The following is a 20,803-nucleotide window of genomic DNA, read 5'->3' as shown; positions in this document are numbered from 1 at the left end:
CGAGTGCGGTGACGGCGTCTGTGCCTGAGGGAAGTCCGGCCGCGCGCAGGAGTGCGCGGGCACGCGAGACCTGCCGGACAGACTCCTCCGCGTGCGGCGGAAGGGGCGTCAGTACGCGGGGTGTTCGCTCGGACCCGCGGCGCGGCCGGTATCGGGAACGGCGTCGCGAGCGGCGTTCACGACGCGTACGCGGATGACTCGACCCATGTCACGCCCCCCACACGCCGTCGGCACTGCCGCCGACCACCACTCGAACGAATGAGCAAATAAGCGCTCAACAGAGCATCGACGCCCGGGAAGGGAGTCTAGCGCAATCCGAAAAGGTAAAATCACACAATCGGTAAAGCGCTGCCCATTTCCCTCAGCAGCTCAGCGAGGTCGACTCCCGTGGTGGAGCCGAGGAGTTCGAGCCCGTGAGCGACGTTGTCGGCGACCGCGCGCGGAAATACGGGCGGCGCCGTGGGCGGAGACGACCGTCATCCCGCCCACCGCCGCGAGCGGTTCGGACGCCATGGCGACGACCTGCGGCAGCACCTCGACGAGCATCTCTGACGGCGCGTCAGGGCCCGGCCGAAGCCGTACGTCAGCCAGGCCGTGCCGGCCCCGAGGACCGCGCCGCACCCGCCGACGACGGGCCCCGCGTCGAGCAGTTCGGTCGCGAGGACGCCGCCGGAACCGGTCGCCGCCAGGAATCCGGCGACGACCGGCAACGACAGCCGTCCCTCCAGGACGCCGGCCGGCACGCCGTCGAACGCGCCCTCCGACACCCCGTCGAGACCGGCGACGGGACGAGCAGCACGACCCCCGTGATGCCGGGTCCGAAGAACCAGGCCATACGCGCCGTCCCCCTTCCCGTCCCGCCGCCGGTCTCCGGCTTGACGGAATCCTCACACGGACGGGGGGACCGGTTCATTGCCGTGTTCCGGCAATGAACCGATGCCTTTCCCTGCCGCCACGGGCAGGCTCGGGACGGCTCAGGCGGCGGCCTGCCGTACGACCTCCGCGACCTCGTAGCCCGCCTCGACGATCGCCGCGCGCACCGCCGCGTCGTCGACCGTCTCCCCGCGTACGGTCACCAGGCCGGCCCGTACGTCGACATCGACCTCGACGACACCGGGCACCGCGACGACCTCCTCGGTCACGCTCGCGGCACAGTGGCCGCAGCTCATGCCGGACACGGTGAAGTACTTCTCGGCCATGGGTCGCTCCTGTCCTCGGTCGGCCCGGTGACCGCGCCGCGGGGGCGCACGGGCCGCGTGGCACGAGGTACGACGGGCGGCCCCACGACGTTCACCGCCGGCCGACAAGTGACCGGCAGGTAACCCGCCCGATTTCAAGGTCGTCCCGGAGAGGGCAAGGTCACAGCCGCGCCCCCTCCTGCTCCTTTGCGCCTCTGGCCTAGCATCCGAGCATGACGGTCCTGCCTGACGACGGGCTTGAGCTGGCCGCCGAGTTCCCTGACGCAACCCACGAGCAGTGGCAGCGCCTCGTTGCGGGCGTGCTGCGCAAGTCGGGCAAGGACGTCGAGGGCGCTCAGGCCGAGGAAGCCCTGTCCACCGCGCTGGAGGACGGGCTGCGCACCCGTCCTCTCTACACCGCGCGCGACACCGCGCCCCCCTCCGGCCACCCCGGCTTCGCGCCCTTCGTACGAGGAGGCCGGGCCACGGGCAACACCGCCGCCGGCTGGGACGTACGCCAGCGCCACACGGCGGCGGACGGCGACGCGGTGCTCGCGGATCTGGAGAACGGCGTCACCTCCCTGTGGCTGGTGCTCGGCGAGGGCGGCGCCCCGGTGGCGTCGCTCGGCCGGATCCTCGACGGCGTCCACCTCGACCTCGCCCCCGTCGTCCTCGACGCGGGCGCCGAAGTGGAGCCCGCCGCACGGGAGTTGCTGCGGCTGTACGCCGAGCGGGGCGTCACCGGGGCGGCAGCGCGCGGCAACCTGGGCGCGGATCCCCTCGGCCACGAGGCCCGCACCGGACAGACCTACGACACCGCACCCGTCGTCGACCTCGCGCGGCGGTGCGCCGAGGAGTACCCGGGGCTGCGGGCCCTGACCGTGGACGCCCTGCCGTACCACGAGGCCGGCGGCTCGGCGGCGCAGGAGCTGGGCGCCTCCCTCGCCACCGGTGTCGCGTATCTGCGGGAGCTGACCGGCGCCGGGTTGAGCGTCGAACAGGCCTGCGCGCAGCTGGAGTTCCGCTACGCGGCCACCGCCGACCAGTTCCTGACGATCGCCAAGCTGCGCGCCGCGCGCCGGCTCTGGGCCCGGGTCGCCGAGGTGTGCGGGGCACCCGCCGCCGGGGCACAGACCCAGCACGCGGTGACCTCGACGGTGATGATGACGCGCCGCGACCCGTGGGTGAACATGCTGCGCACGACCATCGCCACGCTGGCCGCAGGCGCGGGCGGCGCCGACTCCGTCACCGTGCTGCCGTTCGACCACGCGCTGGGCCTGCCGGACGCGTTCGCGCGACGCATCGCCCGCAACACCTCCACGATCCTCATCGAGGAGTCCCACCTCGCCCGGGTGATCGACCCGGCGGGCGGCTCCTGGTACGTGGAGCGCCTCACCGACGAACTCGCCCACGCGGGCTGGGAGTTCTTCCAGCGGATCGAGCGACTCGGCGGCCAGGCGGCCGCGTTGCGCTCGGGGGACCTCGGCCGCGACCTCGCCGACACCTGGGAGGCCCGGACCGGCAGGCTCGCCAAGCGCCGCGAACCCATCACCGGCGTCAGCGAGTTCCCGCACCTGGCGGAGAAGCCGGTCGTCCGCCGACCCGCGCCCGAGCCGCCGTCCGGCGGTCTGCCGCGCGTCACCCGCGACGAGACGTACGAGGCGCTGCGGGCCCGCTCGGACGCCCACCTCGCCGCGACGGGCTCCCGCCCCCGGATCTACCTGGCCGCCCTCGGCCCGGCCGCCGCCCACACCGCCCGGCTCACCTTCGCCGCGAACCTCTTCCAGGCGGGCGGCATCGAGCCCGTCACCGAGGGCACGTTCGAGGAGAGCGGCGCCGGCGAGGCGTGCCTGTGCTCCAGCGACGCCCTGTACGAGGAGCGGGCCGCGACCGAGGCCGCCGGGCTGAAGGCCGCAGGCGCCTCGCACGTCTTCCTCGCCGGGCGCCCCGGGCAGTACGCCGACGTCGACGCGTACGTCTTCGCGGGCTGCGACGCCGTGGCCGTCCTGACCGCCGCCCTCGACCGCATGGGAGTGTCCTGATGACCGCCCCTTCCGGCCCCTCCGTCCCCGACTTCACCGGGATCGAGCTGGGCTCCCCGTCCGTCGACGGCGGCGCCGACGAGTGGCGTACGGCGGTCGAGAAGGCGGCCGGCGGTGACCATCCGCTGTGGGAGACCCCGGAGGGCATCCCGGTCAAGCCGCTCTACACCGGGCAGGACCTGGAGGGCCTGGACTTCCTGGGCACCTACCCGGGCATGGCTCCGTATCTGCGCGGCCCGTACCCGACGATGTACGTCAACCAGCCCTGGACGATCCGCCAGTACGCGGGTTTCTCGACCGCGGAGGAGTCCAACGCCTTCTACCGCCGCAACCTGGCGGCCGGGCAGAAGGGCCTGTCCGTCGCCTTCGACCTGCCCACCCACCGGGGCTACGACAGCGACCACCCGCGCGTGACCGGTGACGTCGGCATGGCGGGCGTGGCGATCGACTCGATCCTCGACATGCGGCAGCTCTTCGACGGCATCCCGCTGGACAGGATGACCGTGTCGATGACGATGAACGGCGCGGTGCTGCCCGTGCTCGCGCTCTACATCGTGGCGGCCGAGGAACAGGGCGTGCCGCCCGAGAAGCTGGCCGGGACCATCCAGAACGACATCCTCAAGGAGTTCATGGTCCGCAACACCTACATCTACCCGCCGAAGCCGTCGATGCGGATCATCTCCGACATCTTCGCCTTCACCTCGCAGAGGATGCCGCGCTACAACTCCATCTCGATCTCCGGCTACCACATCCAGGAGGCGGGTGCGACGGCCGACCTGGAGCTGGCGTACACGCTCGCGGACGGGGTGGAGTACATCCGTGCGGGCCGGGAGGCCGGCCTGGACGTGGACGCGTTCGCGCCCCGCCTGTCGTTCTTCTGGGCGATCGGCATGAACTTCTTCATGGAGGTCGCCAAGCTGCGCGCGGCCCGCCTGCTGTGGGCGAAGCTGGTGAAGCAGTTCGACCCGCAGAACGCCAAGTCGCTGTCCCTGCGCACCCATTCGCAGACCTCGGGCTGGTCGCTGACCGCGCAGGACGTCTTCAACAACGTCACGCGTACGTGCGTCGAGGCGATGGCGGCCACCCAGGGCCACACCCAGTCGCTGCACACCAACGCGCTCGACGAGGCGCTCGCGCTGCCCACCGACTTCTCCGCGCGCATCGCCCGCAACACCCAGCTCCTCATCCAGCAGGAGTCCGGCACCACCCGGGTCATCGACCCGTGGGGCGGCAGCGCCTACGTGGAGAAGCTGACGTACGACCTCGCCCGCCGGGCCTGGCAGCACATCCAGGAGGTCGAGCAGGCGGGCGGCATGGCGAAGGCCATCGACGCGGGCATCCCCAAGCTGCGCATCGAGGAGGCGGCGGCCCGCACCCAGGCCCGCATCGACTCCGGGCGCCAGCCCGTCATCGGCGTCAACAAGTACCGGGTCGACAGCGACGAGCAGATCGACGTGCTCAAGGTTGACAACTCCTCCGTGCGGACCCAGCAGATCGAGAAGCTGCGGCGGCTGCGCGCGGAGCGCGACGAGACCGCCTGTCGGGACGCCCTCGACGCCCTCACCCGGGCGGCCGGCGGCGAGGGCAACCTGCTGGAGCTGGCGGTGCGCGCGGCCCGCGCCAAGGCCACCGTCGGCGAGATCTCCGACGCCCTGGAGAAGGTCTACGGCCGGCACGCGAGCCAGATCCGTACGATCTCCGGCGTGTACCGCAACGAAGCAGGTGAGTCCCCGAACGTGGAGCGCACCCGGAGCCTGGTGGAGTCCTTCGCGGAGGCCGAGGGCCGCCGGCCGCGCATCCTGGTCGCCAAGATGGGCCAGGACGGCCACGACCGGGGCCAGAAGGTCATCGCCACCGCCTTCGCCGACCTCGGCTTCGACGTCGACGTCGGCCCGCTGTTCCAGACCCCGGCCGAGGTCGCCCGTCAGGCCGTCGAGGCGGACGTGCACATCGTCGGGGTGTCGTCGCTGGCCGCGGGCCACCTCACCCTCGTACCGGCGCTCAAGGAGCAGCTGGCCGAGGAGGGCCGCGAGGACATCATGATCGTGGTCGGCGGGGTGATCCCGCCCCAGGACGTGCCCACGCTCCTGGAGATGGGCGCGGCGGCCGTCTTCCCGCCCGGCACGGTCATCCCGGACGCGGCGTACGACCTGGTGAAGGGGCTGTCGGACGAGCTCGGGCTCGACCTGTGATCGATGTCGACACCTACGCCAAGGGTGTGCTCGACGGGAAGCGGGCGATCGTGGCCCGTGCGATCACCCTCGTCGAGTCCACCCGGCCGCAGCACCGGGCCCTGGCCCAGGAGCTGCTGACGACACTGCTGCCGCACAGCGGCCGGGCCCGGCGGATCGGGGTCAGCGGGGTGCCGGGCGTCGGCAAGTCCACGTTCATCGACGCGTTCGGCACGATGCTGACCTCGCTGGGGCACCGGGTGGCGGTGCTGGCGGTGGACCCGTCGTCGAGCCGTACGGGTGGCTCGATCCTCGGTGACAAGACCCGGATGGAGCGGCTGGCCGTCGACCCGGCGGCCTTCGTCCGGCCCTCCCCCACGGCCGGCACGCTCGGCGGCGTGGCCAAGGCGACCCGCGAGTCGATCGTGGTGATGGAGGCGGCCGGCTACGACGTGGTGCTGGTGGAGACGGTGGGGGTCGGCCAGTCCGAGACGGCCGTCGCGAACATGGTCGACTCCTTCCTGCTCCTCACTCTCGCCCGCACCGGCGACCAGCTCCAGGGCATCAAGAAGGGGGTCCTGGAGCTGGCCGACGTGCTCGCCGTCAACAAGGCGGACGGCCCGCACGAGCGGGACGCCCGCACGGCGGCACGGGAGCTGGCGGGTGCCCTGCGGCTGATGCACGGCAAGGACGCGGCCTGGACGCCGCCGGTGCTGAGCTGCAGCGCCCGCGAGTCGACCGGCCTGGACGCCGTCTGGGAGCGTCTGGAGCAGCACCGCACGCTCCTGGACTCCACCGGCCGCCTCACCGCCAAGCGCCGGGAGCAGCAGATCGACTGGACGTGGTCGATGGTCCGCGACGAACTCCTCGACCGGCTGCGCACCCACCCCGGCGTGCGTTCTCTGGCGCCCGGCCTCGAACAGCGGGTCAGGGACGGCGAGTTGACGGCGACACTGGCCGCCGAACGCATTCTGGAGGCCTTCGGGGACCCGGCCCCCGGTTCACCCGGCTGAGCGCCCTGAGTGGTGGTGGAGTGCGATCCGGCTGACGGTGGATCACGTCGGAGTCGGGTCAAGTCAGCTGACGAAGCACCAGCTGCCCGGCTGCCGGCGGAAGGACCATCAGATGCGTTCTGCCCGCATGCTGCTCGTCACCGGGGCGGCGGCCGCCGTCCTCGCCGTCACCGCTCCCGGCGCCTACGCCGACGGTGACGAGTGGGAGCACAAGGACAATGGCTACAGCAAGGAACACGGCAAGGACAGCAGCCACGACGGCCCGCGCGGCGGGGTTCACACGGGTGGCGGTGCGCTGACCGCTCCGGGCGACACGGGGCAGTGGGACTCCGAGCGGGCCGGCAAGCCCGGCGCCGGGGGCTACGACAAGGAGGAGGAGTCCACCAAGGAGTCCTGGAACGGCGACCACGCCAAGGACTCGTGGAAGGGCGGGAACGACAAGGAGTCCTGGAAGGACGAGCACGAGAAGGGCTCCTGGAAGGACGGCGAGGACGCGGGAGCCTGGAAGGGCGACCACGACAAGCCGCGCGGCGGGATGCACACCGGTGGCGGCGCGCTCGCCTCGCCGGCGGTGACCGCGGGCGGGATGGCGGTCCTCGCGGTGGCCGGTACGGGCATGTACGCCCTGCGCCGCAAGAAGACCGCCGGAAGCGTGGCCTGAGCCCATGCCGGGCGCGATACCTGGCGCGATAGCGAGCCGCGGCCGCCACACCGTGTGTCGTGTGGCGGCCCGGCCGGCGTTCCGGCGTGCGCCCCGGCCGGCGTTCCGGCGTGCGGTCACCGCGCGCCGCCCTTCCGTCTGTTCCGCTCTGCTGCCGTACCTGTGAGGTGGTTCCCCATGGCAGCCCACCCCTCTCCCCCCGGCACCCGCGTCAATCTGACCGTGCTGAGCGCCGTGGTCCTGCTGATCCTGGCGGTGAGCCTGTTCGGCGGCGAGGACTCCTCGTCCGACATCTCCCGCCCGCCGGACGCGCGGCACGCCCCGCAGGCCGCGCCCGCCTCCCCCGACGAGGAGGCCGCGCCCGTCGAAAGCCCGGCGGACCGGCGCCGGCAGTCGCCCCGGGTCAGACCGGTCCGGCTGCTCATCCCCGAGATCCGGGTGAGCGCCCCCTTCGTGCCCCTCGCCGTCGGCCGCTCCGGGCAGCTCGACGCCCCGCCCGCCGACGACGTGAACCTCGTCGGCTGGCACGCCGAGGGTGCCGTCCCCGGGGAGACGGGCACCTCGATCATCGCCGGGCACGTCGACACGGCGACCTCACCGGCGGTCTTCGCGGAACTCAGCGAACTGGAGAAGGGCGACGTCTTCCACGTCGTGCGCTCCGACCGGACCAGGGTGTCCTTCGTGGTCGACGCCCTGGAGACGTTCGCGAAGGACGACTTCCCCGACAAGCGGGTGTACGCCGACGCCAACCGACCCGAGGTCCGGCTGATCACCTGCGCGGGCGCCTACGACCGCACGGTCATGGACTACACGGAGAACCTGGTGGTCTTCGCGCACCGGACCTGAGGGCGTAGTCGAACACCAGAAGACGGGCTGTCCAAAAACCCTTCTTGAAGTGGCCAAGAGCGATTCAAGGGACGGCCATGATTGATCAACGCACGTCCATGATTCGACAACTTGAACACTTGAGCGTTTAGGCCGGACGTACGTTCCTGCCCGTGAACTCTGACGCAACACCCCACAGAGGCGACGGCGCCGAGGCGACCGCCACCAGCGCGGACGCCCCGATAACCCACGCCAAGCCGCGCGGCCGACGCTCACTCCTGCGCGCCGCGCTGGCCGGTACCGCCGTACTCGGCGGCGGTCTCGCGGTCGGTGCCTTCCCCGCCGACGCCGAGCCCGTGTCCCGCTCCTCCCGCCCCACCCCCTCGCCCTCCGCCGCCACCCGTACGCGGCCGAAGACGGCGGACGAGGCGCTGAAGGAGCTGTCGAAGGGCAACCGCCGCTGGCGGACCTTCCACGAGCGGCACCCCGACGAGGACTACGCCGTACGCAAGGCCCTGACGACCGGTCAGCAGCCCTTCGCGCTCGTCCTCGGCTGTATCGACTCCCGGGTCCCCCCGGAGCTGGTCTTCGACCAGGGCCTCGGCGACCTGATGACCGTGCGCAGCGCGGGCGAGGTGCTGGACCAGTCCGTGCTCGGCAGCGTCAAGTACGGCGTCCTCGAACTGAAGATCCCGCTGGTCGTGGTGCTCGGTCACCAGTCCTGCGGCGCCGTGAAGGCGGCCATCGCGGTGGACGAGAGCGGTGAGGAACTGCCGAGCGGCATCCAGTACCTCGCCGACGAGATCGCTCCGGCCATCGACCACAGCGTGACCGGCGACGCCCGGGTCGCGGCGACCATCGACGCGAACGTCCGGCTCGTCCGCTCCAAGCTGACGGCCGACGCCGACATCGCCGCGAAGCTGAAGGCGGGCGAGGTGGCCGTCGTCGGCGCCCGCTACGACCTGACGACCCAGCGGGTCCACCTGCTCAAGTAGCGGGCCCTGGCAGGGAGAAGGCGGCTCCGGTGCACCACCCACCACCGGGGCCGCCTTCGCGTCCGTCGTGGCTCCGCCGGTCGCGTGGCGTCGCCGACCACGCCGGCCCGCGGCTCAGCCCTCGACGAGGGTGATGTCCTGGTGCCGGACGGCGTGGAATCTGGGCAGGGGCAGGCCGCTGCCCGAGAGTTCCATGACGGTGGCCTCCACCCGGGCGGGGCCCGGCCGGTAGCGGCCCGGGTCGGCCTTGTCGCTGTTGGTCCATGCGTGGTCGGCCCCGTCGCACACCGCCGAGGTGCCGCCGACGCCCTTGCGGACCTGGCTCTCGCCCTGCTGGAGCGAGGACGAGACGAAGACGGGACCGTTGCCGCCGAGACAGCGGTAGGTGCCGGACAGGGTGAGGGTGCCGTCCGGGGCGACGAGCCCGGTGGGGTCGATGGTCACCGTCTCGGACGGCTCGATCGTGGCACCGGCGGACGGGGCGGCGGCGAGCAGCAGCAGCGCGGCGCCGCCGGCCGCGCCGAGCAGCCGGGGGACGCGCGCGAGGAGAGAGGACACGGGCATGGGGGGTACCTCCTTGGACGGGGTTCCAGCGAGGTTCCAGAGGTACCGGCCGCCCCCGTGCGATCTTGTGATCATCACCCTTCGGTCGGCGCGCCGTTCCGCCGAACCAACCACCGCGTTTGTGCCGTGCGGGCGTGCTTATGTCCGCGTCCTGTCACGGCACGTCCGGGTGCTGTCACGTCTCCCGCCGGGCTCTGGCGATGAGTTCCGGGCGCGGGCATGGTCTCTAGTGCGAGGCGGTGACGCACCGCCGGTACTCGACAACGACGTGGAGGCGCGCCATGTGTTCACACCAGCCCCTGTGCCCCTCGGCCGACAGCTCCGACCGCGATGCCGCGCGCGTCGTCGCCTTCCACCCCGAGCAGGGCTGGAACCTGCTCTGCAACGGGGCGATCGTGTTCGACGACACCGGGGAGATCCTGCCCGACGGCAGCATCGTCGCGCCGAGCCGCCTCGCGGTCGCGGCCTGACACCCACCGCGCGCCGGGACTACGGCAGGACGGCGAAACCGTCCAGTTCCACCAGCGCCCGTTCGTCCCAGAGCCGTACGACGCCGACGACCGCCATCGCGGGATAGTCGCGGCCCGCCAACCTCCGCCAGATACCGCCCAGTTGGGGAGCCCGGCGCCGGTAGTCGGCGACATCCGTCGCGTAGACCGTGACCCGGGCGAGGTCGGCCGGTGTGCCGCCGGCGGCCTCCAGCGCGGTCAGCAGATTGCCGAGGGCCCGTTCGAACTGCTCCTCCAGCGTCTCCCCCACCACCTTGCCGTCCGCGTCGAGCGCGGTCTGGCCCGCCAGGAACACGACCCGGCTTCCGGTGGCGACGACGGCGTGGGAGAACCCGGTGGGGGGCGACAGGTCGGCCGGGTTCACCCGTTCGACGCTCATGACGGCCTCCCCTCCGGCACCGTCCGCCGGTACAACTCCTTGGCGATGACCGTCCGTTGCACCTCGCTCGCCCCCTCGTAGATGCGGGGCGCCCGCACCTCCCGGTAGAGGTGTTCGAGCAGATGGCCGCGCCGCAGCGCCCGCGCCCCGTGCAACTGGACGGCCGCGTCGACGACGTACTGCGCGGTCTCCGTGGCCAGCAGCTTCGCCATCGCGGCCCGGCGCGGCACGTCCGGGTCCCCCGCGTCGTACGCCGTCGCCGCCGCGTAGACCATGAGGCGGGCCGCCTCCGTGCGCAGCGCCATCTCGGCGACCTGGTGGGAGACGGTCTGGAGGTCCCGCAGCTTGCCGCCGAAGGCGTCCCGGCGGGCGGTGTGCGCGAGGGTGGCGTCCAGGGCGGCCTCGGCCATGCCGACCGCGAAGGCGCCGACGCTCGGGCGGAAGAGGTTGAGGGTGGCCATGGCGACCCGGAAGCCGTGGTCGGGTGTGCCGAGGACGTCGTCGGCGGTGACGGGGACGGCGTCGAGGGCGAGGGCGCCGATGGGGTGCGGCGAGAGCATGTCGAGGGGGGTGCCGGTGAGGCCGGGGCGGTCGGCCGGGAGCAGGAAGGCGGTCACCCCGCGGGAGCCGGCGTCCGGGGTGGTGCGGGCGAAGACGGTGTAGAGGTCGGCCTCGGGGGCGTTGGAGATCCAGCACTTCTCGCCGGTGAGCCGCCAGCGGCCGGGGCCGTCGGGTTCCGCGCGCAGGGAGAGGGCGGCGGCGTCCGAACCGGCGCCCGGCTCGCTGAGCGCGAAGGCCGCGACCGCGTCGCCGTCGCTCACCCGGGGCAGCCAGCGGGCCCGCTGCGCCTCGGTGCCGTGGGCGTGCACCGGGTGGGCGCCCAGCCCCTGGAGGGCCAGCGCCGTCTCGGCCTCGGTGCAGACGTACGCCAGGGACTCGCGCATCAGGCACAGGTCGAGCGCGCCCGAGGTGAACAGCCGGGAGAGCAGCCCGAGTCGGCCGAGTTCGGCGACGAGGGGGCGGTTGACGTGGCCGGGCTCGCCCTTGTCGGCCAGGGGGCGCAGCCGTTCGACGGCCAGGGCGCGCAGTTCGGCGCGCCAGGCGAGCCGTTCCGGTTCGAGCGAGAATGCGGTCATTGCCCGTCCCTTCTCCCCCAGGGGGCCACTGCCGAGGTTATCGCGAACTGTTGACTGCCGTCACCAAGGCGATACGCTCGCTGGTGCGAGCCCACCCACGCCGGGCCGGTCCGGCACTCCGTGCGAGCCCATTTCGGCAGGGACCACAGCAGGGGGCGAACGTCATGAATTCCAGGGTCACCGCCCATTTCGACACCTTCGCCCGGGACTGTCTCCCGCCGCCGGACCAGTGGCCCGAGCTGTCCTTCGACCTCCCTGAACTGCGCTATCCGGGCCGGCTGAACGCCGCCGCCGAGCTGCTCGCCGGGGGCGAGCCCGAGCGGCCGGTGTTCCGCACGCCCGCCGGGGAGACCTGGACCTACGGCGAACTCGGGGCCCGTGTCGACCGGATCGCCCACGCCCTCACGTCGTCCCTCGGGGTGGTGCCCGGCAACCGGGTGCTGCTGCGCGGGCCCAGCACGCCCCTGCTGGCCGCGTGCTGGCTGGCGGTGCTCAAGGCGGGGGCGGTCGCGGTGACGGTCCTGGCGCAGCAGCGGCCCCAGGAGCTGGCGACCGTCTGCGAGCTGGCGCGGGTGTCCTTCGCGCTGTGCGACCTGCGGTACGTCGACGACCTCGTGAAGGCGGATGTCCCGGGCTTGAGGATCACCACGTTCGGCGGGGACGGGCCCGACGACCTGTTCGGGCTGCCGTCGGCGGACGGGGCGCACGGCCCGTACGCGGCGGTGGACACGGCGGCCGACGACGTGGCGCTCATCGCTTTCACCTCCGGGACGACCGGGCGGCCCAAGGGGTGTGTCCACTTCCACCGGGATCTGCTGGCGGTCGCGGACACCTTCTCCGCCCATGTGCTGCGGCCCCGGGCGGACGACGTGTTCACGGGCTCTCCGCCGCTCGGCTTCACGTTCGGCCTCGGCGGTCTCGTCGTCTTCCCGATGCGGGCCGGCGCCAGCGCCTTGCTGCTCGAACAGGCGGGCCCGAAGCAGTTGCTGCCGGCGATCGCCGAACACGGGGTGTCGGTGCTGTTCACCGCGCCGACCGCCTACCGGGCGATGCTGGGCGAGCTGAACGGGTCGGCCGGTGCGGAAGGGGCGGGCGGGTCGAACCCGTACGACATCTCGTCGCTCCGGCGGTGCGTGTCGGCGGGCGAGAACCTGCCGGAGGCCACCTGGCGGGCCTGGCACGAGCGGACAGGGCTCCGAATCATCAACGGCATCGGCGCGACCGAGCTGCTGCACATCTTCATCTCGGCGGCCGACGACGCCGTACGGCCGGGGACGACGGGTGTGCCCGTACCGGGTTGGCGGGCGCGGGTGCAGGACGCGGAGGGGAAGCCGGTGCCCGACGGGCAGCGGGGGCTGCTCGCGGTCCGCGGCCCGGTCGGGTGCCGCTACCTGGCGGACGAGCGGCAGCGGGAGTACGTGCGCGACGGCTGGAACATCACGGGGGACACCTACATCCGTGAGCCGGACGGCTACTTCCGCTATGTGGCGCGCGCCGACGACATGATCATCTCGGCCGGGTACAACATCGCGGGCCCCGAGGTCGAGGAGGCGCTGATGCGCCATCCGGACGTGGTGGAGACGGCGGTGGTGGGGCGGCCGGACGAGGCGCGCGGCCAGGTCGTCGTCGCCCATGTGGTGGTCGCGGCGGGCGCGCGCCGGGACGGCGAGGCGCTGCGCGCGTTCCTCAAGGCGCGGCTGGCGCCGTACAAATGTCCGCGCGAGTTCGTGTTCCTGGACGCGCTGCCGCGCACGGCGACCGGCAAACTCCAGCGGTTCCGGCTGCGCACCCAAGGTGACCAGCAGTGATACCGAAGACCTAAAATGATCAACGTGTCCGAACAGCACGCACCACGTTCGCTCATCGTCACCTTCTACGGCGCCTACGGCCGTTCGGTGCCGGGCCCCGTGCCCGTCTCCGAGCTGATCCGCCTGCTCGCCGCGGTCGGTGTCGACGCGCCCTCCGTCCGCTCCTCGGTGTCCCGGCTGAAGCGGCGCGGCCTGCTGCTGCCGGCCCGCACCACGGCGGGGGCGGCCGGGTACGCGCTGTCGGACGACGCGCGGCAGCTCCTGGAGGACGGCGACCGGCGGATCTACGCGACGGCGCCCGAGCGGGACGAGGGCTGGGTGCTGGCCGTATTCTCGGTGCCCGAGTCGGAGCGGCAGAAGCGGCACGTGCTGCGCTCCCGGCTGGCCGGACTGGGCTTCGGCACGGCGGCGCCGGGCGTGTGGATCGCGCCGGCCCGGCTGTACGAGGAGACTCGCCACACCCTGACCCGGCTGCGGCTCGACCCGTACGTGGACCTGTTCCGGGGCGAGCACCTGGGGTTCGCGGCGACCGCCGAGGCGGTGGCGCGGTGGTGGGACCTGGCCGGGATCGCCAAGCAGCACGAGGCGTTCCTCGACCGGCACGCGCCCGTGCTGCACGCCTGGGAGCGGCACGAGGAGACCGGACCGGAGGAGGCGTACCGCGACTATCTGCTGGCTCTCGACTCCTGGCGCCACCTGCCGTACGTGGACCCCGGGCTGCCCGCCGAACTGCTGCCCGCGGACTGGCCGGGGGCACGCTCGGCGGCTGTGTTCCGGGCGCTGCACGCGCGGCTGAGGGACGCGGGAGCCAGGTTCGTGGACGTCGGAGCGTAAAGACCTGGAACGTTTTCGTTCACTCAGGGAACCCTCAGGTTCCTGCTTCGGTCTTCTCAGAATCTTTACTTACCATCCTGACGCATGAGCCTCATGCGCACCCTGAACCGTGCCCTCGCCGCCACCACCGGTCTGCACGTACGCAAGGCCGCCCCGGTCGCGTCCGCCGCGCCCAAGGCCACGGCGCCGAAGCGGGCCGCGAAGAAGCCCACGGCGGTGTACCGATGTCCGGCTCCCGAGGACCTCGCCACGGACCGGCTGCTCAGGCGGCCGGTCTTCATCATGTCGCCCGTGCGCTCGGGCTCCACCCTGCTGCGGATGCTCCTGAACGCGCACCCGCGCCTGCACTCCCCCCACGAACTGCACATACGCCGCCTGGAGGTCGGCTACGGCAGCACGCTCTCCCGGAAGGCGATGAGCGCACTCGATCTGGAACGCGGTGACCTGGAGCATCTGCTGTGGGACCGGGTCATGCACCGCGAACTGGTCAGATCGGGCAAGGACTTCATCGTCGAGAAGACCCCGAGCAACGCCTTCGTGTACGAGCGCATCCGGGACTGCTGGCCGGACGCCCGCTTCGTGTTCCTGCTGCGCCACCCGGTCTCCATCGCCCAGTCCTGGCACGAGGGCGACCCCGACAAGCGCACCTACGACGAGGCCGCCGCGGACGCGCTGCGCTACATGAAGGCCGTCGAGAGGGCACGCGAGGGCACCACCGGCGGGTACACCGTGCGGTACGAGGACCTCACCGCCGACGCGGAGAAGGAACTGCGGCGGCTGTGCGCGTACCTCGACATCGACTTCGAGCCCTCCATGCTCGACTACGGCAGGAAGGACGACGCCCAGGTCGTCAAGGGCCTCGGCGACTGGCGGGACAAGATCAGGACCGGTCAGGTGCAGGCCGGGCGGGCGCTGCCCGCCGAGGAGGACGTCCCCGATCTCCTGCGGCCGATGTGCGAAGCGTGGGGCTACACCCAGTGAAGCCGCACGCCGAGATGGCCGAGGTCTGGCCGCGCGACGGACACATCAGACTGGTCGGACGCCTCCACGGGGTCCCGGCGGACGGGACCTGGCGCCTCGTCCTCACCCGCCGGGCGCACCCCGGCCGGACGCTGCGCTACGCCGCCGACGTCGAGGGCGACCGTTTCGAGACCGAGCTGCCCGTGGGCGACCTCGCCGCCGCCGACTACGCGGCCGTCGAGGAGTGGGACATCCATCTGACCGACGGCGCGGTCGAACTGCGCGCCGGGAAGCACCTCGACGACGTGCGCGGCAAGAAGAAGATCTTCGTGTATCCGGAGCAGCGCAGCGGAGACCTCCGGGTGCGGCCCTACTTCACGATCAAGGACAACCTGTCTCTGGAGTGCCGCACGGGAGGCTCCGCATGACCGACCGTCGACCGCTCCCCCGGCGTCCCCGCATCCGCTATCTGCTGCTGCACGCGTACGGCCGGGGCGGCACCATCCGCACGGTGATGAACCAGGCCAACTCCCTGGTCGCGGCGGGCTGGACCGTGGAGATCGTCAGCGCCGTGCGCCGCCGCGACGACCTCCAGTTCCCGCTGGACCCCCGGGTGCGGGTCTCCACCGTCGTCGACCTGCGCGAGGGGGCCCACACCCCGCCGACCGGGCTGCTCGGCCGCTGGCGCGACCGCAGGCGCGGCGAACGGCTGGAGACACCCGCCCGGCACATCCCCAAGGGCGAGTTCGGCTACCGCTACTTCAACCGGTACGTCGAGGACCGGCTCATCGCGTACCTGCGGTCGTTGACCGACGGCGTCCTCGTCACCACCCGGCCCGCGCTGAACTTCCTGGCAGCGGAACACGCCACCGGCGGTGTGGTGCGCGTGGCCCAGGAGCACATGAACCTCGGCACCCACAAGCCTGACGTCCAGCGGCGCATCCAGGAGACGTACCCGCGCTTCGCGGCGGTCGCCGTGCTCACCGAGCGCGACCGCGACGAGTACGCCGCGCTGCTGCCCGGGACCAGGGTCGTCCGCATCCCCAACGCCGTGCACTCCCTCGACCAGATCCCCGCCGACCCCAGGTCGAAGATCGCGGTGGCGGCCGGCCGGCTCTTCCCGCAGAAGGGCTTCGACCTGCTGATACCGGCGTGGGCGAAGCTCGTCGAGACCTACCCCGACTGGCAGCTGAGAATTTACGGCAGCGGCGAGAAGAAGTCGGAACTTCGTCATCTCATCGAAGAACACCATCTCTACAATCACGTGTTCCTCATGGGACACACCGACCGCTTGGACGACGAACTCGCCAAGGCCTCCTTCTACGTGCTCAGTTCACGCTTCGAGGGACTGCCGATGGTGATGATCGAGGCGATGAGCCACGCCCTCCCCGTGGTGAGCTTCGACTGCCCGACCGGCCCCGCCGACGTGCTGACGCACGGCGTGGACGGGCTGCTCGTCGCACCCGAGGACCCCGACGCGCTCGCCGACGCCATGGCCAGGCTGATGGCGGACGAGGTGCTGCGCGCCGACATGGGCGTGGCCGCGGTCCTCACGGCCGCCTCGTACGGCCCGGACTCCGTCCACCACCGCTGGGAGTCCCTCTTCACCTCCCTCCACGAGCAACGGCACGGCATCGCCGCCGGCGCCGCGAAAGGAACCCACGCATGACCACCTCGTCCAGGGCCTCCCAGGCCCAGGGAGCCACGGTCTGGCTCACCGGACTGCCGAGCGCGGGCAAGACCACGATCGCCCGCGTCCTCGCCGGCCGGCTGCGTGCCGAGGGGCGCCGGGTGGAGGTCCTCGACGGTGACGAGATCCGCCGCTTCCTCTCCGCCGGCCTCGGCTTCTCCCGCGCGGACCGCAACACCAACGTGCAGCGCATCGGCCTGGTCGCCGAGGTCCTCGCCCGCAACGGGGTGCTGGCGCTGGTGCCGGTCATCGCGCCGTACGCCGACAGCCGGGAGGCCGTCCGCAAGCGCCACGACGTCAGCGGGACCCCGTACGTCGAGGTGCATGTCGCCACGCCGGTCGAGGTGTGCAGCGAGCGCGACGTGAAGGGGCTGTACGCCCGGCAGGCCGCGGGCCGGCTCAAGGGCCTGACGGGTGTCGACGACCCGTACGAGCCGCCGGTCGACCCCGCGCTCCACCTCACCACCGAGGACCAGACGCCCGACGAGTCGGCCGCCGCCGTGTACGCGCTGCTGGCGGAGCGGGGCCTCGTATGACCGGCAACGGCACCCCGTACGCGCTGTCGCACCTGGACGCGCCCGAGTCCGAGGCGGTGCCCCCGGCCTAGGACAGGGTGAGCCGGGGTTTGGGGGCGTCGGTGCGGCCTGTGTGGGGGCGGCGGCTGCCGGCGCGGTAGGGGGCGGGCCAGGGCGCGCCCGGTCCCTCGTAGCCCTGTTCGGCGGCCGCGTGGAGCGTCCAGTGGGGGTCGTAGAGGTGCGGGCGGGCCAGGGCGCAGAGGTCGGTGCGGCCGGCCAGGATCAGGGAGTTGACGTCGTCCCAGGAGGAGATGGCGCCGACGGCGATCACCGGCACCCCCACCTCGTGCCGGATGCGGTCCGCGTACGGGGTCTGGTACGAGCGGCCGTACTCGGGCCGCTCGTCCGCGACGACCTGCCCCGTCGAGACGTCGATCGCGTCGGCGCCGTGCGCGGCGAAGGCGCGGGCGATCGCGACGGCGTCCTCGGCGGTGGTGCCTCCGTCCGCCCAGTCGGTCGCGGAGATACGGACGGTCATGGGCCGCTCCTCCGGCCACACCGCCCGTACGGCGTCGAAGACTTCGAGCGGGAAGCGGAGCCGGTGGTCGAGGGAGCCGCCGTAGCGGTCGGTGCGGCGGTTCGTCAGCGGCGAGAGGAAGCCGGAGAGCAAGTAGCCGTGGGCGCAGTGGAGTTCGAGGAGGTCGAAACCACTGCGGGCCGCTCTGAGCGCGGCCGACGTGAACTGCTCCCGGATGTCGGTGAGTTGGGCGCGGAAGAGCGCGCGTGGCGTCTGGCTGCCCGGCTTGTACGGGAGCGGGGAGGCCGCCACCAGGGGCCAGTTGCCGGTGTCCAGCGGCTCGTCGATGCCCTCCCACATCAGCTTGGTCGAGCCCTTGCGGCCGGAGTGCCCGAGCTGCACGCCGACGGCCGTGCCCGGTGCGTGCTCGTGCACGAAGGACACGGTGCGCCGCCAGGCCTCAGCCTGCCGGGTGTTCCAGAGCCCGGCGCAGCCCGGGGTGATCCGCCCCTCGGGGCTGACGCACACCATCTCGGTCATCACGAGGCCGGCGCCGCCGAGGGCCCGGGCGCCCAGGTGGACGAGGTGGAAGTCGCCGGGGACGCCGTCGGTCGCCGAGTACATGTCCATCGGGGAGACGACGACCCGGTTGCGCAGGGTCAGCCCGCGCAGCCGGAAGGGGGTGAACATCGGGGGTGTGCCGGGAGGGCAGCCGAACTCCCGCTCCACCGCGCCGGTGAAGTGCGCGTCGCGCAGGCGGAGGTTGTCGTGGGTGACGCGGCGGCTGCGGGTGAGGAGGTTGAAGGCGAACTGCCGGGAGGGCTGGTCGAGATGGAGCCCGATGTTCTCGAACCACTCCAGGCTGGCCCGCGCCGCGCGCTGGGTGGAGGCGACCACCGGGCGCCGCTCCTCCTCGTACGCCCTCAACGCCCGTTCCTGGTCGGGCTGTTCCTCCAGGCAGGCGACCAGCGCGAGCGCGTCCTCGACGGCCAGCTTGGTGCCTGAGCCGATGGAGAAGTGCGCGGTGTGCGCGGCGTCGCCGAGCAGGACCAGGTTGCCGTGCGACCAGCGCTCGTTGACGACCGTGCGGAAGGTCGTCCAGGTGGAGTTGTTGGAGCGCAGGGGCCGTCCGCCGAGCGCGTCCGCGAAGAGTTTCGCGCACCGTTCGACCGACTCCCGCTCGTCGGCCCGGTCCAGCCCGGCGGCCCGCCACGCCTCCTCGCGCATCTCCACGATGACGGTGGACGCGTCCGGCGCGTACGGGTAGCCGTGCAGTTGCGCCACGCCGTGCTCGGTCTCGGCGATCTCGAAACGGAACGCCTCGAAGGCGAAGTCGGCGGCAAGCCAGATGTAGCGGCAGCGGTGCGTCTCGACGGTCGGCCGGAAGACCTGCGCGTACGCCTCGCGGGTCGCGCTGTGCACGCCGTCCGCCGCGATGACCAGGTCGTACGTCTCGCAGAGCCAGGACGGGTACGGGGCCTCGGTGCCGAAGCGGAGGTCCACGCCGAGGGCGCGGCAGCGGGTGTGCAGGATCTGGAGGAGGGTGCGGCGGCCCAGGGCGGCGAAGCCGTGTCCTCCGGAGGTGTGGCGGGTGCCTCGGTGGACGATGTCGATGTCGTCCCAGCGGGTGAAGTGGGCTTGCAGGGCCTCGTGGACGGCTGGGTCGGCGTGTTCTATGCCGCCGAGGGTCTCGTCGGAGAGGACTACGCCGAAGCCGAAGGTGTCGTCGGGGGCGTTGCGTTCCCAGACGGTGATGTCGCGGGTGGGGTCCAGGCGTTTGAGGAGGGCGGCGGCGTAGAGGCCGGCTGGGCCACCGCCGATGATCGCTATTCGGGTGGGGTGGGTGGGGTTTCTTGGCGGCTGCGAGTGGGTGGGGGCTGGTCGCGCAGTTCCCCGCGCCCCTGCTGCCCCCGAGGCCGGCATCAGCGGCCCTGCCATTTCGGGGGGCGCTTTTCCGTGAACGCCGCGTGGAATTCCCTGTAGTCCTCGCCGGTCATCAGGAGGGCCTGGGTCGACGCGTCCAGTTCCACGGCGGCCGACAGGGGCATGTCCAGCTCGGCCGTCAGCAGGGCCTTCGTCTGGGCCTGGGCCAGGGCCGGGCCCTCGGCCAGGCGGCGGGCCAGGGTGTGCGCGGCCTCGTCGGCGCTGCCCTCGTCGGTGAGCTGGCTGAGGAGGCCGATGCGCTCGGCCTCGGCGGCGCGGACCGGCTCGCCGAGCATGAGGAGGCGAGTGGCGTGGCCGAGGCCGACGACGCGGGGCAGGAGGTAGGCGGCGCCCATGTCGCCGCCGGAGAGCCCCACGCGGGTGAAGAGGAAGGAGAAGCGGGCGGTGGGATCGGCCACCCGGAAGTCGGCGGCCAGGGCCAGCACCGCGCCGGCGCCCGCCGCCACGCCGTGCACCGCGGCGATCACGGGGAAGGGGCACTCGCGGACGGCCCGGACGACCTGCCCGGTCATCCGGTTGAAGTCGAGCAGCTGGGCGGTGTCCATGGCGAGGGTGGCGCCGATGATCTCGTCGACGTCGCCGCCGGAGCAGAAGCCGCGGCCGGCGCCGGCCAGCACCAGGGCCCGTACGGACCTCTCCCGGGAGAGTTCGGCGAGCAGGTCGCGCAGGTCGGCGTAGGCGCCGAAGGTGAGGGCGTTCAGCTTCTCGGGGCGGGCGAGGGTGACGGTGGCGACGCCGTCGGTGATCTCGCACCGCAGATGCCGCCACTCGGAGGTGCGGGCGGCGGAGCCGGTGAAGGGACTCATACGGGAGGCCTCCTCGGGGGCTGCTGCGGTGACGCGGCGGTGTCGCGGCGGTCCTTCCCCACCTCACGAAGTTATCACCGTTATCTGACTGTCGTCATGAGTGCGCGATAGGTCGATCGGGCCGGGGGGGGAAGGGGTCGAGGGGGTCCGTCACTCGGTCACGGACGTTCGACAAGCCCGTAACGGCGGGCTCGGTCGGGCGCGGCCGGGCGTTGGCGTGGGTAGACCGCCGTCAACGGGGCCGACGGTCCCCCGC

The 20,803-nt window shown here is 72.4% G+C and carries 20 protein-coding genes and 1 pseudogene; 13 read left to right on the top strand and 8 right to left on the bottom strand.

Translation table 11 applies throughout. The features are described 5' to 3' along the window. Positions 1–329: 329 nt before the first annotated feature. From L3078_RS34935 to L3078_RS34925, 3 genes and pseudogenes are all read right to left on the bottom strand, one after another. Positions 330–552 (bottom strand): annotated as a pseudogene (locus L3078_RS34935) (flotillin family protein); the annotation flags it as partial. Next, positions 477–767: a hypothetical protein gene (locus L3078_RS34930; RefSeq protein ID WP_239760768.1), complete on the bottom strand. Its 291-nt coding sequence runs from the start codon at positions 765–767 to the stop codon at positions 477–479. The gene L3078_RS34930 and the pseudogene L3078_RS34935, both read right to left, overlap by 76 nt. 207 nt (positions 768–974) lie before the next feature. Then, complete coding sequence (locus L3078_RS34925; RefSeq protein WP_239757918.1) at positions 975–1,199, bottom strand: heavy-metal-associated domain-containing protein; 225 nt, start codon at positions 1,197–1,199, stop codon at positions 975–977. Positions 1,200–1,411: 212 nt separating this feature from the next. On the opposite strand from L3078_RS34925, the gene L3078_RS34920 reads away from it, so the two are divergent. The 6 genes from L3078_RS34920 (at position 1,412) to L3078_RS34895 (ending at position 8,885) form a co-directional block, all read left to right on the top strand. Next, on the top strand, positions 1,412–3,220 hold the full coding sequence (locus L3078_RS34920) for a methylmalonyl-CoA mutase subunit beta (RefSeq protein WP_239757917.1): 1,809 nt from the start codon (positions 1,412–1,414) through the stop codon (positions 3,218–3,220). Then, the gene (scpA, locus tag L3078_RS34915; protein WP_239757916.1) at positions 3,220–5,412 is read left to right on the top strand and encodes a methylmalonyl-CoA mutase; all 2,193 of its coding nucleotides are present in this window, start codon (positions 3,220–3,222) and stop codon (positions 5,410–5,412) included. Before L3078_RS34920 ends, scpA begins: the two co-directional genes overlap by 1 nt. After that, the gene (gene meaB, locus L3078_RS34910; RefSeq protein WP_239757915.1) at positions 5,409–6,404 is read left to right on the top strand and encodes a methylmalonyl Co-A mutase-associated GTPase MeaB; all 996 of its coding nucleotides are present in this window, start codon (positions 5,409–5,411) and stop codon (positions 6,402–6,404) included. Before scpA ends, meaB begins: the two co-directional genes overlap by 4 nt. Before the next feature lie 112 nt (positions 6,405–6,516). Beyond that, positions 6,517–7,065 (top strand): hypothetical protein, encoded by a 549-nt coding sequence (locus L3078_RS34905; protein WP_239757914.1) that lies wholly within the window; start codon positions 6,517–6,519, stop codon positions 7,063–7,065. A 177-nt stretch (positions 7,066–7,242) separates the two neighbouring features. Then, the gene (locus L3078_RS34900; protein ID WP_239757913.1) at positions 7,243–7,911 is read left to right on the top strand and encodes a class F sortase; all 669 of its coding nucleotides are present in this window, start codon (positions 7,243–7,245) and stop codon (positions 7,909–7,911) included. Positions 7,912–8,063: 152 nt separating this feature from the next. Further along, positions 8,064–8,885 (top strand): carbonic anhydrase, encoded by an 822-nt coding sequence (locus L3078_RS34895; RefSeq protein ID WP_239757912.1) that lies wholly within the window; start codon positions 8,064–8,066, stop codon positions 8,883–8,885. 114 nt (positions 8,886–8,999) lie between these two features. Here the strand turns inward: L3078_RS34895 and L3078_RS34890 are convergent, their stop codons facing one another. Then, positions 9,000–9,449 carry a DUF6299 family protein gene (locus L3078_RS34890; RefSeq protein WP_239757911.1) on the bottom strand — a complete coding sequence of 150 codons (450 nt, stop codon included), beginning with the start codon at positions 9,447–9,449 and terminating at the stop codon, positions 9,000–9,002. A 281-nt stretch (positions 9,450–9,730) separates the two neighbouring features. On the opposite strand from L3078_RS34890, the gene L3078_RS34885 reads away from it, so the two are divergent. Next, positions 9,731–9,919, top strand: coding sequence for a DUF5999 family protein (locus L3078_RS34885; RefSeq protein WP_239757910.1), 189 nt, complete (start codon positions 9,731–9,733; stop codon positions 9,917–9,919). A gap of 19 nt (positions 9,920–9,938) precedes the next feature. Here L3078_RS34885 and L3078_RS34880 read toward each other — a convergent pair whose 3' ends face one another. Beyond that, positions 9,939–10,337, bottom strand: coding sequence for a RidA family protein (locus L3078_RS34880; RefSeq protein ID WP_239757909.1), 399 nt, complete (start codon positions 10,335–10,337; stop codon positions 9,939–9,941). Next, a complete protein-coding gene (locus L3078_RS34875) occupies positions 10,334–11,473 on the bottom strand; it encodes an acyl-CoA dehydrogenase family protein (RefSeq protein WP_239757908.1) in 1,140 nt (379 codons plus the stop codon). Before L3078_RS34875 ends, L3078_RS34880 begins: the two co-directional genes overlap by 4 nt. Positions 11,474–11,637: 164 nt before the next feature. On the opposite strand from L3078_RS34875, the gene L3078_RS34870 reads away from it, so the two are divergent. The 6 genes from L3078_RS34870 to cysC all read left to right on the top strand — a co-directional run bounded on the left by L3078_RS34870 (position 11,638) and on the right by cysC (position 17,301). Beyond that, positions 11,638–13,281, top strand: coding sequence for an AMP-binding protein (locus L3078_RS34870; protein ID WP_239757907.1), 1,644 nt, complete (start codon positions 11,638–11,640; stop codon positions 13,279–13,281). Between the two features lie 15 nt (positions 13,282–13,296). Continuing rightward, positions 13,297–14,115 (top strand): PaaX family transcriptional regulator, encoded by an 819-nt coding sequence (locus L3078_RS34865; RefSeq protein WP_239757906.1) that lies wholly within the window; start codon positions 13,297–13,299, stop codon positions 14,113–14,115. 84 nt (positions 14,116–14,199) lie between these two features. Continuing rightward, entirely contained in the window at positions 14,200–15,096 is an 897-nt protein-coding gene (locus L3078_RS34860) for a sulfotransferase family protein (protein ID WP_239757905.1), read from the top strand. Continuing rightward, positions 15,078–15,503 carry a hypothetical protein gene (locus L3078_RS34855; protein ID WP_239757904.1) on the top strand — a complete coding sequence of 142 codons (426 nt, stop codon included), beginning with the start codon at positions 15,078–15,080 and terminating at the stop codon, positions 15,501–15,503. The genes L3078_RS34860 and L3078_RS34855 overlap by 19 nt, the downstream gene beginning before the upstream one ends. Further along, on the top strand, positions 15,500–16,744 hold the full coding sequence (locus L3078_RS34850) for a glycosyltransferase family 4 protein (protein WP_239757903.1): 1,245 nt from the start codon (positions 15,500–15,502) through the stop codon (positions 16,742–16,744). Before L3078_RS34855 ends, L3078_RS34850 begins: the two co-directional genes overlap by 4 nt. Beyond that, positions 16,741–17,301 carry an adenylyl-sulfate kinase gene (gene cysC, locus L3078_RS34845; RefSeq protein ID WP_239757902.1) on the top strand — a complete coding sequence of 187 codons (561 nt, stop codon included), beginning with the start codon at positions 16,741–16,743 and terminating at the stop codon, positions 17,299–17,301. Before L3078_RS34850 ends, cysC begins: the two co-directional genes overlap by 4 nt. A gap of 67 nt (positions 17,302–17,368) precedes the next feature. Here the strand turns inward: cysC and L3078_RS34840 are convergent, their stop codons facing one another. Together L3078_RS34840 and L3078_RS34835 are read right to left on the bottom strand one after the other, a co-directional pair. Then, the gene (locus tag L3078_RS34840; RefSeq protein WP_239757901.1) at positions 17,369–19,735 is read right to left on the bottom strand and encodes a bifunctional salicylyl-CoA 5-hydroxylase/oxidoreductase; all 2,367 of its coding nucleotides are present in this window, start codon (positions 19,733–19,735) and stop codon (positions 17,369–17,371) included. After that, complete coding sequence (locus L3078_RS34835) at positions 19,720–20,547, bottom strand: enoyl-CoA hydratase family protein (protein WP_239757900.1); 828 nt, start codon at positions 20,545–20,547, stop codon at positions 19,720–19,722. The genes L3078_RS34840 and L3078_RS34835 overlap by 16 nt, the downstream gene beginning before the upstream one ends. Positions 20,548–20,803 lie beyond the last annotated feature (256 nt).

The sequence above is a fragment of the Streptomyces deccanensis genome (genome assembly GCF_022385335.1).
GTDB classification, from domain to species: Bacteria; Actinomycetota; Actinomycetes; order Streptomycetales; family Streptomycetaceae; genus Streptomyces; species Streptomyces deccanensis.
This window is presented reverse-complemented; position numbering and strand designations above follow the sequence as displayed.